Origin of the sequence: Gordonia alkaliphila, from assembly GCF_023017165.1 — a bacterium.
Taxonomy (GTDB): Bacteria; Actinomycetota; Actinomycetes; order Mycobacteriales; family Mycobacteriaceae; genus Gordonia; species Gordonia alkaliphila.
Genome location: NZ_JALKBW010000001.1, coordinates 3068286 through 3084290, shown reverse-complemented (window position 1 = coordinate 3084290; position 16005 = coordinate 3068286). Strand labels below are relative to the sequence as shown.

The 16005-nt window shown below is 69.6% G+C and carries 12 protein-coding genes; 2 read left to right on the top strand and 10 right to left on the bottom strand.

The window, feature by feature from the left end; translation table 11 throughout:
- Nucleotides 1–11: 11 nt before the first annotated feature.
- Genes MUG78_RS14065 through aspS form a run of 3 tightly spaced genes read right to left on the bottom strand, consistent with a single transcriptional unit; the run spans nucleotide 12 to nucleotide 4359 of the window.
- A complete protein-coding gene (locus MUG78_RS14065; RefSeq protein WP_246995787.1) occupies nucleotides 12–1406 on the bottom strand; it encodes a replication-associated recombination protein A in 1395 nt (464 codons plus the stop codon).
- Between the two features lie 5 nt (nucleotides 1407–1411).
- On the bottom strand, nucleotides 1412–2545 hold the full coding sequence (locus tag MUG78_RS14060) for a protein kinase family protein (protein WP_246995785.1): 1134 nt from the start codon (nucleotides 2543–2545) through the stop codon (nucleotides 1412–1414).
- Nucleotides 2542–4359: an aspartate--tRNA ligase gene (gene aspS, locus MUG78_RS14055; protein ID WP_246995783.1), complete on the bottom strand. Its 1818-nt coding sequence runs from the start codon at nucleotides 4357–4359 to the stop codon at nucleotides 2542–2544. Before aspS ends, MUG78_RS14060 begins: the two co-directional genes overlap by 4 nt.
- Before the next feature lie 154 nt (nucleotides 4360–4513).
- On the opposite strand from aspS, the gene ypfJ reads away from it, so the two are divergent.
- Nucleotides 4514–5383, top strand: coding sequence for a KPN_02809 family neutral zinc metallopeptidase (gene ypfJ, locus MUG78_RS14050; RefSeq protein WP_246997064.1), 870 nt, complete (start codon nucleotides 4514–4516; stop codon nucleotides 5381–5383).
- 30 nt (nucleotides 5384–5413) lie between these two features.
- Here the strand turns inward: ypfJ and hisS are convergent, their stop codons facing one another.
- Both hisS and MUG78_RS14040 read right to left on the bottom strand, forming a co-directional pair.
- Nucleotides 5414–6685 (bottom strand): histidine--tRNA ligase, encoded by a 1272-nt coding sequence (gene hisS, locus MUG78_RS14045; protein ID WP_246995781.1) that lies wholly within the window; start codon nucleotides 6683–6685, stop codon nucleotides 5414–5416.
- The gene (locus tag MUG78_RS14040; RefSeq protein WP_246995779.1) at nucleotides 6682–7383 is read right to left on the bottom strand and encodes an MBL fold metallo-hydrolase; all 702 of its coding nucleotides are present in this window, start codon (nucleotides 7381–7383) and stop codon (nucleotides 6682–6684) included. Before MUG78_RS14040 ends, hisS begins: the two co-directional genes overlap by 4 nt.
- A 202-nt stretch (nucleotides 7384–7585) precedes the next feature.
- Between MUG78_RS14040 and MUG78_RS14035 the strand changes: the two genes are divergently transcribed.
- Nucleotides 7586–8563, top strand: coding sequence for a peptidylprolyl isomerase (locus MUG78_RS14035; RefSeq protein WP_246995777.1), 978 nt, complete (start codon nucleotides 7586–7588; stop codon nucleotides 8561–8563).
- A 92-nt stretch (nucleotides 8564–8655) separates the two neighbouring features.
- On the opposite strand, the gene MUG78_RS14030 is transcribed toward MUG78_RS14035, so the two are convergent.
- The 5 genes from MUG78_RS14030 to secD are packed head-to-tail and all read right to left on the bottom strand — an operon-like array spanning nucleotide 8656 to nucleotide 15954.
- Nucleotides 8656–10965, bottom strand: a complete 2310-nt coding sequence (locus MUG78_RS14030; RefSeq protein WP_246995775.1) for a RelA/SpoT family protein — start codon at nucleotides 10963–10965, stop codon at nucleotides 8656–8658.
- A 27-nt stretch (nucleotides 10966–10992) separates the two neighbouring features.
- Nucleotides 10993–11571, bottom strand: a complete 579-nt coding sequence (locus tag MUG78_RS14025; RefSeq protein WP_246995773.1) for an adenine phosphoribosyltransferase — start codon at nucleotides 11569–11571, stop codon at nucleotides 10993–10995.
- Nucleotides 11556–13265 carry an ABC transporter substrate-binding protein gene (locus MUG78_RS14020; RefSeq protein WP_246995771.1) on the bottom strand — a complete coding sequence of 570 codons (1710 nt, stop codon included), beginning with the start codon at nucleotides 13263–13265 and terminating at the stop codon, nucleotides 11556–11558. Before MUG78_RS14020 ends, MUG78_RS14025 begins: the two co-directional genes overlap by 16 nt.
- Nucleotides 13262–14356, bottom strand: coding sequence for a protein translocase subunit SecF (secF, locus tag MUG78_RS14015; protein WP_246995769.1), 1095 nt, complete (start codon nucleotides 14354–14356; stop codon nucleotides 13262–13264). Before secF ends, MUG78_RS14020 begins: the two co-directional genes overlap by 4 nt.
- On the bottom strand, nucleotides 14353–15954 hold the full coding sequence (gene secD, locus MUG78_RS14010) for a protein translocase subunit SecD (RefSeq protein WP_246995767.1): 1602 nt from the start codon (nucleotides 15952–15954) through the stop codon (nucleotides 14353–14355). The genes secF and secD overlap by 4 nt, the downstream gene beginning before the upstream one ends.
- Between the last annotated feature and the right edge of the window lie 51 nt (nucleotides 15955–16005).

Below are 16005 nucleotides of genomic sequence, written 5' to 3'. Positions count from 1 at the left end.
AGCCCGTCAGTCTACCGGCGACCGGTCAACCCGCGCACGATGGCCCGGAGGCGACCCACGCGCGGACCGAGTTCCCGCTCGAAGCCGTGTTCGGTGGGCGCGTAATAGTCGCGGCCGACCAGCGGATCGGGCGGATACTGCTGGGCGACGACGCCGCCCGGGTAATCGTGCGCGTACTTGTAGCCGACGCCGCTGCCCATCGCCTCGGCGCCGCTGTAGTGGCCGTCGCGCAGGTGCGGCGGCACCAGACCGATGCGGCCGCTGCTGACATCGCTCATCGCCGCCCCGAGCGCCGCCACCACGCCCGGCGACTTCGGGGCCGTCGCGAGATGAATGGTGGCCTGCGCCAGGGCCAGCCGCGCCTCCGGCATGCCGACCAGCGCCACCACCTGCGCGGCGGCGACCGCGGTCTGCAATGCCGTCGGATCGGCCATGCCGATGTCTTCGCTCGCGTGGATCATCAGGCGGCGGGCGATGAAGCGCGGGTCCTCCCCCGCGGTGATCATCCGCGCCAGGTAGTGCAGGGCGGCGTCGACGTCGGAACCGCGGATGGACTTGATGAAGCCGCTGATCACGTCGTAGTGCTGGTCGCCGTCGCGGTCGTAGCGCACCGCGGCGCGGTCCACCGCGGCCTCGACGTCGGCCACCGCGATCTCCCGCGGCGCCGTGTCGGACTCGTCGGACTCCTCGCCGCGCAGCACACCGTCGGCGCTGGCCTCCAGCGCCGTCAACGCGCGCCGGGCATCGCCGCCGGCGATCGAGACGAGATGGTCGCGTGCCTCGTCCGACAACGCCACCGCGCCGCCGAGGCCGCGCGGATCGTCGATCGCCCGCTGCAGCACCGTGGCGATGTCGTCGTCTTCGAGGGGCCGCAGCTGCAGTACCAACGACCGGGACAGCAGGGGCGCCACCACCGAGAACGACGGATTCTCCGTAGTGGCCGCGACCAGCAGCACGATCCGGTTCTCCACGGCGTCGAGCAGCGCGTCCTGCTGGGTCTTGGAGAACCGGTGGACTTCGTCGATGAACAGCACCGTCTGCTGGCCCTGAGCGAGGCGGCGGCGCGCGAGGTCGATCACCGCGCGTACTTCTTTGACTCCCGCCGACAGTGCCGACAGCGACTCGAAGCGCCCGCCGGTGGCACCGCTGATCATCGACGCCATGGTGGTCTTACCGGTGCCGGGCGGGCCGTACAGCAGGACCGACGACGCGCCGGACCCTTCGATCAGGCGGCGCAGCGGCGACCGTTCACCGAGCAGATGCTGCTGCCCGACGATCTCGTCGAGCGTCCGCGGTCGCATGCGCACCGCGAGCGGCGGGACCGCCGAACCCGGGTGCGGCGCGGCGGCGGGCGCCGGTGCGTCGTCGCCGGGGGCGGCGAACAGTCCGGGTTCGGGGTCGGTCATCGCGCTCAGTCGAACCAGAAGTGCGCCAGCGCCCGCTCCATCGCGGTGGCCGCCTCGGCGAGTTCGTCGTCGTCGACGGTCCGCGCCGCATCCGCCAGGTCGGCCCACCGGGTCAGCACCACGCGGGCGTCGGTGGTGTGCAACGCCCAGTCGTGGCCGCCGGTACCGCCGGCCACGATCCAATGCGTGCTCAGCCACACCCAGAGGGTGCGCGCGTGCAGGAGCGGACGGACGAGTCCGGCGTCGCGGGTCAGATTGGGCCACAGGCCCTTCACCTCGGCGCGCCACGCGTCGACCAGCTTCCGCTCCAGGTCCGCGCGCCGACTCACCGAGGCCTCGCCGAGGTAGGCCGGGAACGTGACGAGCGCGTAGGCGACGTCCAGCGAAGCATCGCGGAAGGCGGCGAACTCGTAGTCCATGAACTGCACGCCGTCGTCGTTGAGCAGGATGTTCTCCGGCCCCACGTCCGACGGGCTGAACGCGCGCAGGTCCCCGCCGGCGAACAGGCCGCAGCCAGCGGTGAGTTCCGCGGCCAGTCGCGGCGAGAGGTCGATGCCCAGCCGCGCCACCAGTTCGTGCGCGCCATCGCGGGCCGCGGCGGCCTGTGCGGCCACCGCATCGGTACCGCACGCGTCACCGTCGTCGGTCCGGCCGACGGCCTGTCGGAGCAACGCATCGAAGTCTTCTTCACCGCCGACGGTGGCCGCATGCATGCGGCCCAGGGCCTGGCCCCACGCACTCACACCGCGAGCGGCATCGTCGAAGTCCTCAGAGAGCAGTTCGATCATGCCGCGGCCGTGGCCGAGGTCGGACAGCACCAGGATGCGGCGCACCTCATCGGCCGCGAGGAGCTGCGGGCCCGGACGGGACTGACTCGGCAACGCGGTGGCGTAGCGGTACCCCGCCACTTCCCGGAGGAAGGGCGCGGTGGGCGCTCCGTCATCGAGCACCTTGATCACCACGGTGCGGCCCACGCCGAGCGGATTCTCGCCGAGACGAGCGCGGACCACCGTGCTGCGGCCGGTGCCGCCGAGGTCTTCGGGATCGAAGACCTCGACGGTGGACCCTGCTCGCCGAGTCAGCAGCGCCTGCCCGGCGGCGAGTGCCTCGGACAGGAAATGCGCGACTACAGCGGTCATCGGTTGGCGTCGGCCTCGACCTTCTGGCCGGGCTGCTTGGGAGCGGGCTGCTTGGGAGCGGGCTGGGCATCGATGCCCGACTCCTTGCGCTGCTGCGCGGTGATCGGCGCCGGTGCATCGGTCAGCGGGTCGACGCCGCCGCCCGACTTCGGGAAGGCGATCACTTCGCGGATCGACGGCTCACCGGCGAGCAGCGCGGTGATGCGGTCCCAGCCGAAGGCGATGCCGCCGTGCGGCGGCGCACCGTAGGCGAAGGCGTCGAGTAGGAAGCCGAACTTCTCCTGCGCCTCGTCGTGCTCGATGCCCATGATCGCGAAGACGCGTTCCTGCAGGTCGCGGCGGTGGATACGGATCGATCCGCCACCGATCTCGTTGCCGTTGCAGACGATGTCGTAGGCGTAGGCCACCGCGGCGCCGGGATCGGCCTCCAGGGTGTCCAGGCACTCGGGCTTGGGCGAGGTGAAGGCGTGGTGGACGGCGGTCCAGGCGCCGTCGCCCACGGCGACGTCACCGGACGCGGTGGCCTCGTCGGCCGGCTCGAACATCGGGGCGTCGACCACCCAGGTGAAGGCCCAGTCGCCGTCCTTGATCAGGTCCAGCTTCTGCGCGATCTCGCCGCGGGCGGCACCGAGCAGCGCCCGGCTCGCCTTGACGGCGCCGGCGGCGAAGAAGACGCAGTCGCCCGGCTGGGCACCGACGTGGTCCGCCAGCCCCGCGCGCTCGGCGTCGGACAGGTTTTTGGCGACGGGCCCGCCGAGGGTCCCGTCCTCGCCGACCAGCACGTAGGCCAGACCCTTGGCGCCGCGCTGCTTGGCCCATTCCTGCCAGGCGTCGAGCTGGCGACGCGGCTGCGAGGCGCCGCCCGCCATCACCACGGCGCCCACGTACGGGGCCTGGAAGACACGGAACGGGGTGTCGGCGAAGTACTCGGTGCACTCGACCAGTTCGATGTCGAAGCGCAGGTCGGGCTTGTCGCTGCCGTAGCGGCGCATGGCGTCCGCGTAGGTCAGGCGCGGGATCGGCGTGGTGATCTCGTAGCCGATCAGCTTCCACAGCGCGGCGAGGATCTCTTCGGCGAGGGCGATCACGTCGTCCTCGTCGACGAAACTCATCTCGACGTCGAGCTGGGTGAACTCCGGCTGGCGGTCGGCGCGGAAGTCCTCGTCGCGGTAGCAGCGCGCGATCTGGTAGTAGCGCTCCATGCCGGACACCATCAGCAGCTGCTTGAACAGCTGCGGGCTCTGCGGCAGGGCGTAGAAGGAACCGGGCTGCAGGCGCGCGGGCACCAGGAAGTCGCGGGCGCCCTCCGGGGTGGACCGGGTGAGCGTCGGGGTCTCGATCTCCAGGAAGTCGTGTGCGGCCAGCACGGAGCGGGCCGCGGCGTTGGCCTGCGAGCGCAGCCGGATCGCCTTCGCGGGGCCTTCGCGACGCAGATCCAGGTAGCGATGACGCAGGCGCGCCTCCTCACCGGGCTGCTCGTCGAGCTGGAACGGCAGCGGAGCGGACTCGTTGAGCACGATCAACTCGCGCGCGTTGATCTCGATCTCGCCGGAGCTCAGGGCGGCGTTGGCGCTGCCCTCCGGGCGCACCTCCACGTCGCCGGTCACCTGGACGCAGAACTCGGCGCGCAGCTTGTGCGCGGCCTCGGCGACCTGCTCGTCGCGGAAGACCACCTGCACCAGACCGGAACTGTCGCGCAGGTCGATGAAGACGACGCCGCCGTGGTCACGGCGACGCGCCACCCAACCGACGACGGTGACACTCTGGTTGGCGTTCTCGGGACGAAGAGAACCGGCGAGGTGGGTGCGAAGCACTGAGTTCCTTTCAGCGGTGCCGGGTCAGCGATGCCGGACGGCAGGCATGACTCAACCCTTGATCTTAGAGGGCGCGGGCCATTACGGGCATCTCGCGTCCGGTTCGGCTCACTTGCACACCGAAGTCGCCCACGCTCGTGCCATCATGAGCCTTGTGACTTTCCAAGGTAGTGGTGGGCTCGATACCAGCGGCGTCAGCGCGGGCGGCTCCGGCGGCGGAGGCGGATTCGGCGGCGGCAAGATCGCGCTCGGCGGCGGCGCCGGTCTGATCCTGACCATCGTGGCGTTGCTCTTCGGCATCAATCCGGGCGACCTCATGGGCGGCACCGGCAGCAGCGTCTCGCAGCCGTCTGACGTCGGGTCGAACGCCGCGCTGCAGGAGAAGATCGACAACTGCACCATCGAGCAGGCCAACACCGACGACGTCTGCCGGATCGTGGCCACGACCAACAGCCTGAACCGCGTGTGGCCGAAGCTGATGTCCGGCTACACCGCCCCCAAGACGGTGATCTTCTCCGGGTCGATCCAGACCGCGTGCGGCGCCGCGTCGTCGGCGATGGGCCCGTTCTACTGCCCCGCCGACGAGACCGCCTACTTCGATCCGTCGTTCTTCAGCGAGCTCAAGCGCATGGGCGGGTCCGACGGCCCGCTCGCGCAGGAGTACGTGGTGGCCCACGAGTTCGCGCACCACATCGAGAACCTCACCGGCGTCCTCGCCAAGGGCCAGCGGATGGGCAACGAGGGATCGGTCCGCATCGAGTTGCAGGCCGACTGCCTCGCCGGCGTGTGGGCCGCGCACGCCGACAAGGGCCCCGACGCCCTGCTCGCCCCGCTGACCGATCAGCAGATCGCCACCGTGATCCAGAGCGCCAAGGCGATCGGCGACGACACCATCCAGGGTTCGCGCTCCAACCCGGAGAGCTGGACGCACGGTTCGGCCGAGCAGCGCGTGCGCTGGTTCACCATCGGCTACGAGTCCGGTCAGCCCAACCGCTGCAACACCTTCGCCACCAACGACCTGTAGTCGCGAACCGGGCGGCGCCCCGCCGGAACCTCAGCCGAGGTTCAGGCGGGCGCGCACCTCGGCCACGATGCCGTCGAGGGCCACCTTGGTCTGCTGACCGTCGGCGAGGTCCTTGATCTCGATGGTCCCGTCGGCGAGCTCGTTCTCGCCCAGCACCAGCGCCAGGCGGGCACCGGAGCGGTCGGCGGCCTTCATCGCACCCTTGAGGCCGCGGTCGCCGTAGGCGAGGTCGACGCTGACGCCGTGCTCGCGGAGCCGCCCGGCCAGGGCGACCAGTTCGTCCTTCGCGGCTGCGCCGAGCGGTACGCCGAATACCTGGACGCGCCCCTCACCGGCCACCGACACGTTCTCGGCCGCCAGGGCCAGCACCGTGCGGTCGACGCCGATGCCGAAACCGATGCCGGACAGCTCCTGCTTACCGCCGATCGCGGCCATCAGGCCGTCGTACCGACCGCCGCCGCCGATGCCCGACTGGGCGCCGAGACCGTCGTGCACGAACTCGAAGGTGGTCTTGGTGTAGTAGTCGAGCCCGCGGACCAGGCGCGGATTCAGTTCGTAGGGCACGCCGAGCCGGTCGAGATGACGGCGCACCTGGGCGAAGTGTTCCCCCGCCGAATCGCTGAGGTAGTCGATCATCAGCGGCGCGGTCGCGGTCGCCTCCTTGATCTCCGGGCGCTTGTCGTCGAGCACGCGCAGGGGGTTGATCCGGGCGCGTTCGCGGGTGGCCTCGTCCAGATCCAGACCGAGCAGGAACTCCTGCAGCGCCTCGCGGTAGCGGGGACGGCAGGTATCGTCGCCCAGCGAGGTCAGTTCCAGGCGGTACCCGGAGAGTCCGAGACGACGGTAGCCCTCGTCGGCCACCGCGATGACCTCGGCGTCGAGCGCCGGATCGTCGACGCCGATGGCTTCCACGCCCACCTGTTGCAGCTGCCGGTAGCGACCGGCCTGCGGGCGTTCGTACCGGAAGAAGGGGCCGGCGTAGCAGACCTTGACCGGCAGCTGGCCGCGGTCCAGGCCGTGCTGGATCACCGCGCGCATCACGCCCGCGGTGCCCTCCGGACGCAGGGTGACGCTGCGACCGCCGCGGTCGGCGAAGGTGTACATCTCCTTGCTGACCACATCGGTGGATTCGCCGACGCCGCGCGCGAACAGCGCGGTGTCCTCGAAGATCGGCAATTCGATGTGTCCGTAGCCGGCGCGGTGTGCGGCGTCGGTCAGGGCGTTGCGGACGGCCAGGAAGTCGGCCGAGGCCGGCGGGAAGTAGTCCGGCACCCCCTTGGGTGCGGCGAATTCTCCACTCACAGTCCGAAACGTCCCTTCTTGGTCGCGCCCGGCAGATCCTGCAGGAACGGGTTGGCGGCGCGCTCGGCGCCGATGGTGGTCTGCGGGCCGTGCCCGGGCAGTATCAGGGTCTGATCGTCGCGGCCCATCAGGCGTTCGTCGATCGAGTCGAGCAGCTGCTGGTGGTTGCCGCCGGGGAGATCGGTCCGGCCGATCGATCCCTGGAACAGCACGTCACCGCTGAAGCAGACGGCGGCGGGTCCGGCCTCGGTCGGCACGTCGATGGACAACAGCACGCTGCCGCGGGTGTGCCCCGGTGCGTGGTCGACGCTCCAGCGCACGCCCGCCACGTCGACGTCCTCGCCGTCGACGAACTCGATGACCTTCTCCGGCTCGCGGAACTCCATGACACCGATCATCGACGCCAGGACCTTGCCCATGCCCTCGCCGGGATCGACGAGCATGCCGCGATCGTCGGGATGGATGTACACCGGCACCGAGTACTCGTCGGCCAGTTCCTGCGCGTTCCAGGTGTGATCCAGATGGCCGTGCGTCAGGAACACCGCCACCGGCGTCAGACCGTGCTCGGCGAGCAGTTCGCGGACCTGGGGGGCCGCATCCTGACCCGGATCGATCACGACGGCCTCGCGTCGTTCCTCATCGGCGACGACGTAGCAGTTGGTCGAGAACATGCCAGCGGGGAAACCGGTGATCAGCACGGTGGGTGTTCCTCAATTCTGGAGACGGGGCGGGTCGGCGGCACTCCCATTGTCTCAGGGAGGCTCCATTGTCTCAGGAACCGGTCGGAACCCCGTCATCGGCGTGCCAGCCCCCGGCCCACCGACGTTCCTGCGATAGCATGGGGCGCCGATGGGCCGTCGTGGTGTGCACGTCGGCAGACCACCAGGAGGATTCCCCCGCGTGACGAGCAATGAGGAGCGCCGCGAAGCCGCGAAGCGCAAGCTGGAACAGCGATTGGAAGCCGAGCAGCAGCAGGTGCGTCGTCGTCGGCTCATGCTGGGCTCGGCCGCCGGCGTAGTGGTGCTGGTCGCCGCGGCGGTGGGCGGCTTCTTCATCTACCGCGCCTGGGACGACAGCCGCCGTGTGATCTGCACCTACAACGAGGCCGCCGATCCGTTCGAAACCCTGCCCGACGCTCTGCCCGCCAACGTGCCGGACGAGTCGAAGAAGCAGATGCAGGAACTCCTCGACATGTACAAGCAGGGCGAGAAGCAGCAACGCACTTCGCCCACCCCGCAGAACGATCCGCTCAAGGAAGGCACCGTGCAGGTGACCTTCGACACGTCGGTCGGCAAGATCGCGACCACGTTGAATCGTGCGGACGGCCCCTGCAACGTCAACGGCGTGATCTCGCTGGCGCAGGACGGTTACTACGACGACGTGCCGTGCCACGGCATCACCATCACCAAGGACGCCGGCGCCATCCTGTGCGGCGACCCGACCGGCACCGCGGGCACCTCCGGCGGTTGGGCCGGCGGCAACCCGGGCTGGACCATGCCCGACGAGGTGCCGACGAACCTGAAGCCGGTCGGCGAGCCCAGCCCGCTGGATCCGTCGCAGCAGTCGGTGGTCTACCCGCGCGGCACGGTGGCGGTGTTCAACGTCAATACCCCGGGCAACCCGATGCAGATGCAGCAGCCGGTGGCCAACACCGGTGCCGGCAGCCTGTACTTCTTCCTCAAGGACAGCCCGCTGCTGCCCAACTACACGGTGATCGGTTCGGTCGACGAAGGCAGCCTCGGCGTGCTCGACAAGATCACCGAGAACGGCATCGCGCCGGCGCCGGGAACCTACACCCCGAAGCCGGGCGAGGAACTGCAGTCCGGTGTGCCCAAGACCGAGGTGGTCGTCACCGGTGTGGGCGTCCGCGAGGACTGATCCCACCTGACACGCCGACACAGCCGGGCCCCGTTCGCGGGGCCCGGCTGTTCTGGTTTCCGGCTGTTTCTGGCGTCCGAGGGTCGGCGGTCTCAGGCCGCGGAGGTGACGCGGTAGACGTCGTATACGCCCTCCACGTTCCGCACCACGTTCAGCACGTGGCCGAGGTGCTTGGGGTCGCCCATCTCGAAGGTGAACTTGCTGATCGCCACCCGATCGCGGCCGGTCTGGACGCTGGCCGAGAGGATGTTGACCCGCTCGTCGGCGAGGACACGGGTGATGTCCGACAGCAGGCGGTGACGATCGAGGGCCTCCACCTGGATGGCGACCAGGAAGACCGACGACGGACTGGGCGCCCAGTGGACCGGCACCAGCCGCTCCTCCTGCGCGCGCAGCGCGGCGGCATTGGTGCAGTCGTTGCGGTGCACGCTCACTCCGCCGCCGCGCGTCACGAAGCCGAGGATCTCGTCACCCGGCACCGGTGTGCAGCACTTGGCCAGCTTGATGAGGATGTTGTCGACGCCCTCGACCACCACGCCCACGTCGCCGGTCCGTGAGCGTCCCTCGCGCGCGACGGTCGACGGGGTGGCCCGCGCGGCGAGCTCCTCCTCGGCGCGCTCGACCCCGCCCAGGGCGCTGACGAGACGGTGCACCACGCGGCCGGCGGTGAGATTGTGCTCGCCGACCGCGGTGTACAGCGTCTCGACGTCGGCGTAACCGAGTTCTTTGGCGACGGTGTTGACCGACTCCGCCGACAGCAGGCGCTGCAGGGGCAGTCCCCCGCGTCGCACCTCCTTGACAATGGCGTCCTTACCGGCTTCGAGCGCCTCCTCCCGCCGTTCCTTGGCGAACCACTGCCGGATCTTGGCCTTGGCGCGCGGGGAGACGACGAAGCTCTGCCAGTCCTTGCTCGGACCGGCGTTCTCGTCCTTGGCGGTGAACACCTCGATCACTTCGCCGTTCTCCAGCGGCCGTTCCAGTGCCACCAGACGCCCGTTGACGCGGGCGCCGATGCAGCGATGGCCCACCTCGGTATGGACCGCGTAGGCGAAGTCCACCGGCGTGGAACCCGCGGGCAGCGTCACCACGTCGCCCTTCGGGGTGAACACGAAGATCTCTTTGACCGCCAGGTCGTAGCGCAGCGACTCGAGGAACTCCCCCGGGTCCGCGGCCTCCCGCTGCCAGTCGAGCAGCTGCCGCATCCAGGCCATGTCGTCGACGTCGGCGGTGTCGGTTCCCTTGCGCCCCTTGCCTTTTCGGCCTTCCTTGTACCGCCAGTGCGCGGCGATGCCGAACTCGGCGGTGCGGTGCATCTCGTCGGTCCGGATCTGCACCTCCAGCGGCTTTCCTTCCGGGCCGATGACCGTGGTGTGCAGCGACTGGTAGACGCCGTAGCTGGGCTGGGCGATGTAGTCCTTGAATCGGCCGGCCATCGGATGCCAGAGCGAATGCACCACGCCGACCGCGGCGTAGCAGTCCTTCACCTCGTCGCACAGGATGCGCATGCCGACCAGGTCGTGAATGTCGTCGAAGTCGCGGCCCTTGACGATCATCTTCTGATAGATCGACCAGTAGTGCTTCGGGCGCCCTTCCACGGTGGCCTGAATGCGCGACGCGGCGAGCGCGTTGTTCAGGTCGCTGCGCACCCGCGCGAGGTAGGTGTCGCGACTGGGCGCGCGGTCGGCCACCAGGCGGACGATCTCCTCGTAGCGCTTGGGGTGCAGGATCGCGAACGAGAGATCCTCCAACTCCCACTTCACCGTGGCCATGCCCAGCCGGTGCGCCAGCGGTGCGATGACCTCCAGGGTCTCGCGCGCCTTCCGCGCCTGCTTCTCCGGCGGCAGGAAACGCATGGTGCGCATGTTGTGCAGGCGATCGGCCACCTTGATCACGAGGACCCGTGGGTCGCGCGCCATGGCGATGATCATCTTGCGGATCGTCTCGCCCTCGGCGGCGCTGCCCAGCGCCACCTTGTCGAGCTTGGTGACCCCGTCCACCAGGTGGGCCACCTCGGAGCCGAAGTCGGCGTCAAGCTGTTCCAGGGCGTAACCGGTGTCTTCGACGGTGTCGTGCAGCAGGGCGGCGACGAGGGTGATGGTGTCCATCCCGAGGTCGGCGAGGATGGTCGCCACCGCCAGGGGGTGGGTGATGTAGGGGTCGCCCGACTTACGGAACTGTCCTTCGTGGTGGACGGCGGCGACGTCGTAGGCGCGTTGCAGCACCGAGACGTCGGCCTTGGGGTACACCTCGCGGTGCAGCGCCGCCAACGGCTCCAGCACCGGGTCGATCGGACTCCGTGGGCCGGCGGTCATGCGGCGTGCCAGACGCGCACGCACCCGACGGGAACTCAGCGGTGCCGCCCCGGAGTCCTCGGGCCGGCGACCGGTGTCCGCTTCACTCATGCAGCGAGCTTATCCGCTGCACTCGGGTCACCCGGTGCAGAGTCCCCACACCGGTACGTCCGTCCCCAAACCGGCCGACAGGGTGCCGCGCCCGTCGAGTTCGGCCAGCTCCATGACCACGGCGAGCCCGTGCACCCGAGCCTCCATCTGACGCAGCAGACGGGCGGCGGCCAGCAGCGTGCCGCCGGTGGCCAAGACGTCGTCGACGACGGCCACCGACCGTCCCGCGAAGGCGATGCCCTCGGCGGGCAGTTCCAGGCGGGCACTGCCGTATTCCAGCTCGTAGTCGATGCCGACCACCGGCGGCGGCAGCTTGCCGCCCTTGCGCACGGCCACCAGCCCGACACCCAACTCGCGGGCGATCGCACCGCCCAGCAGGAAGCCGCGCGCGTCGACGCCGGCGATCAGGTCGGCCCCGGCGCAGTGCTCGGCGAGTGCTCCCACCACCGCGTCCATTCCGTCGGCGTCGGCCAGCACCGGGGTGAGGTCCTTGAAACTGATACCCGGCGACGGAAAGTCCGCGACAAGCCGGGCATGCCGATCGATCGCCGCCTGCGCGCGCAGCACGGCTGCCGAATCCCACGAGTCGGTCACGTCAGTTCCCATCGATCCATGTTCCAGCCGGTGCCGGTGCGGGCCAGGCCGGGCACCACGCGTGCGACCTGCGGAGTGTGTTCCCGGGCCCGGACGGTGCCGTAGAGCGGGATCGAGGCCAACCGGTCCCACGCCGCTGTCTCCACCGTGCGGATCAGCGGGAGCCGGGTGCTGCCGACGTCGGTCAACGACAGGTCGTTGATGGCGCCGGCGGCCCGCGCATCGTCGAACCCGGACAGGTTCAGCGGATCGCCGCGGAAGAGCGCGAAGGCGTCCGGGAAACCGGAGGCCGTGCCCGCGGCGGCACTGCCGGTGGGCCCGTTGGTGAGGAGCACGTCCACCGACCGACCGAGGTCGCCCGGGGTCACCTCCGGCGAGGCCGCGTCGGTCACGGTGATGTTCGCAGCGCTGCACGACCCGCTGATGTCGGCCACCACGGCCGCAGCCACCGGGTCCGGACCCACGTAGCCGAGGCGGATGTTCACCTTCGGCCGCCGCCCGTTCTCGTCGGTGGGACGCGGGGCGAGCAGGGTGCGGGCCCGACGCACGTCCGCACGCGGGTAGCGGCGGGCGAACTGTTCGTTCAGGGCACCGCTGAGCGAGTCGGCGGGGGCCACCGTTCGCAGCGACCACACCAGCCCGTTGGCGCCGAAGCGCTGCGCCAGGCGGTCGCGGGGCACGCACGACGCGAAGGCGCGGCGCACCAGCGGATCGGCCATCACCCCGCGGGCGGCGGGCACCAGTTCGGTGACCGACAGCGGACGCGGATCCTGCTCGGCCGTGCGGTTCTCCGAACCGTCCAGCTCCGCGGTGGCCCGTCCGGCGACGCGGTCCCCGACGCTCAGGTCGGCGGTGTCGGCGACGTCGATCCGGCCCTCGTCGACCGCCTTGCCCGCGTCGGTGCCGCGCGGCCACACGGTGACGTTCTTGGTCACCGGGGCCTGCGCCCACCACTTGTCGTTCGCGGTCAGTTCCAGGCCGCCGTCGACGGTGTATCGCGCCACGCGGTACGGGCCCGCGGAGACGAAGTCGTCCTGGTTGATCTCCTGGCCGGGGGTCAGGGTGAAACCGGTGTTCCAGGCCGTGGCGATCTTGCCGATCCGGTCCTGATCACGGGAGTCGAGCGCCCCCACGAGGTCGTCCTCGCCGGCCATCCGGGCCACCACGTGCGAGGGCAGCAGGGTGCCTACGCCGAACAGCGCGGGCCACTGGGCGTAGTCACGACCGCGCGCGAAGGTCACCAGCGCGGTCTTCTCCCCCGGCGTGCAGTCGACCCGGGCGATGTCTCGGTATCCGGCGTGGGTCGCCGCGTCGAAACCGCGCAGCCTGCCGCCCATCGCGGCCGCCGCCAAGGCGATGTCGTCGCACGTCATCTGGGTGCCGTCGGAGTAGACCGAGTCCTTGGCGAAGGTGTACCGCAGCGTGAGCGACGGACCCTCTTCCACGGTGACCGATCCGATGTCGTGATCGGGCACCACCTGGCCGTCCGGCCCGAGGTAGCTGAACCCGGGCAGCACGCGGGCCAACGCCATCACCGCGCCGGAGGAGTATCCGTCGACGGTGTTGACGTTGTAGTTGTCGACGCGGGCGTCGATCAGGTAGTTCACCCGGTCGGGACCGGAGTCGCCACAAGCCGCGAGCGACGCGGCGAGGACCGCGGTGAGACCGGCGACGGTGACCCGAGTCCAGCGCCGGGCACGACTCACGCCGCGCTCCGCTCCCGCCGAGCCAGCACCTTGCGCGTGTGCTCGGCGACGTCCTTGCGACGCTCCTTCAACGTCACCAGCAGCGGCGACGCGAGGTAGATCGACGAGTACGTACCGACCACGACACCGACCAGCTGCACCAGCGCCAGGTCCTTCAGGGTGCCGACGCCGAGGAGCCAGACCGCGATGACCATCAGGGCGATGATCGGCAGCACCGAGATGATGGTCGTGTTGATCGACCGCATGAAGGTCTGGTTGACCGCCAGGTTGGTCTGTTCGGCGTAGGTCCGTCGTCGCGTGGCGAACACGCCGCGCGTGTTCTCCTCCACCTTGTCGAAGACCACCACCGTGTCGTAGACCGAGAAGCCCAGAATCGTCAGCAGACCGATCACCATGGCCGGCGTGACCTCGAAACCGACCAGCGAATAGACGCCGGCGGTCACCACGAGGTCGAAGAACAGCGAGGCCATCGCCGCGATCGACATCTCCCGGTCGAAGCGGATCGTGATGTAGATGAACACGACCACCAGGAACACGACCAGCGCGATCACCATCTTGCGGGTGATCTCGTTGCCCCACGTACTGCTCACGTCGGAGCTGGAGACGTCGTTGACCGTGATGGCCGGCGCGAAGGCCTCGGCGAGGCCTTCGGAGACGCGCGCGGTCTGCTGCTGATCGAGGTGCTCCATCCGGATCTGGATGGTCGACGACGGGCCGCTACCCGCGGTCTGCACCTGCTGCGGAGCGATGTCGAGGGCCTCGGTCACCACCTCGTCCACCGAGGAGGTGGTCATCGGCGCCTTGTTGGGCAGCGAGATCTGGGTGCCGCCCTCGAAGTCGATGCCGAGGGTGAAACCGCGGAAGATCATCGACAGGATGCAGATCAACAGGATCAGCGCAGACACCGCGTACCAGTTACGGCGCTTGCCGATGATGTCGAAGGCGCCGGTACCGCTGTAGAGGCGGGAGAAGAAGCCCCGCTCCTTGTCGGCGACGAACGACTCATCGCTGGCGACGGTGGGTGCCGCATCGTCGACGGTCGGGTCGTCGGGCACGTGGTCGGCCGGACTCGAGGGTTGCTGATGGGTCATCGGACCGACTCCTTCGTGGAGCGCTGGCGCGCGGCGGCGCGCCGCTCGCGGGCCACCTCGCTGACCGCGCCGAGGCCGTTGATGCTGGGGCGCGACAGGAACTCGGACCGGGTCGCCAGCTCGACCAGCGGATGGGTCACCAGGAACACCACGAGCACGTCGAGGATGGTGGTCAAGCCGAGGGTGAAGGCGAAGCCGCGGACCTCGCCGACGGCCAGCACGTAGATCACCACGGAGGCGATGAAGCTGACGGCGTTACCGGTCCAGATGGTGCGGCGAGCACTGGCCCAGCCGCGCGGCACCGCCGAGCGGAAACTTCGGCCCTCGCGCATCTCATCCTTGATGCGTTCGAAGTAGACGACGAACGAGTCCGCAGTCATGCCGATACCGATGATCAGACCGGCCATGCCGGCCAGGTCGAGGGTGAATCCGATCCAGCGGCCGAGCAGCACCATGATGCCGTAGACCATCAGGCCGGCCAGCACCAGCGAGCCCGCGGCCAGGAAGCCCAACATCCGGTAGTACGCGAGCGAGTAGATCAGCACCGCGATGAGGCCGATCAGACCGGCGATGAGCGCCGCGCGCATCGCCTGCCAGCCGAGGGTGGCCGACACGGTCTCCGCCTCCGACGAGCTGAACGACAGCGGGAGCGAACCGTACCGGAGCGCGTTCGCCAGTTCGGTGGCCGATTGCTGGGTGAAATCGCCGCTCACCTCGGTGGTGCCCAGGATGGCGACATTGATGCCGGGTGCACTGAGCACGCGGGTATCCAGCGTGAACGCCGTCTGTCGACCCACATTCTCCGTGGTGTACTTGGCCCACGTCGGCCGGGCATCGCCCTCGTAGTCGATGTTCACCACCCATTGGCCCGCCGGATTCTGCGCGGCCTCCGCTTTGGCGACGTCGCGGCCGTCGATGATCATGGGCTCCAGCAAGTACACGTACTCGCCGTCCTCCGAGCAGGCGACGAGATACTGCTTCGGGTCGTCGTGACCGATCAACGGATCGGCGTACTCCGGCGAGCAGTTGACCTTCGACATCTGGGCGCGCAGCTCCTGCAGGCGCTCCGCGCTGGCGTCGGCGGGGGCCTGGCGCAGCTTCCGCTGCTCGTCGATGGCCGCAGACTGCTGCTCGCGGGTCATCTCCGAGGGCTTGGTGCCCGGCTTGGCCTCTTGCTTCTGCGCCAGCTCGGTACCGCCGTTCGGCACGACGGGGCGGACGAACAGGCGGGCGGTCTGGCCGAGCGCCCGCGCCTGCTTGCCGTCGTCGCCCGGAACGGTGATGACGATGTTGTCGCCGTTCAGCACCACTTCCGAGCCGCCGACGCCGAGACCGTCGACGCGCTTCTCAATGATCTGGCGGGCCACGTCGAGCTGTTCGCGCTGCGGCGCCTTGCCGTCGTCGGTGCGGGCGGTCAGCACCACGCGGGTGCCGCCCTGCAGGTCAATGCCGAGTTTGGGCGTCGGTGAACCGCCGCCGGTGAAGAAGACCAGGGCGTAGATCACGCCGAGGAGCACCAGGAAAGCCGTCAACGGCTGCCACGGCGGTACTCCGCGGCGCGCCGTGGACCGGCGCGGACGTGGGGTGGGATTGCTCACGAGCGGAAAGCCTACTTGTCGTTGGAGTGATTGTCGTACAGGCCGGTCGGC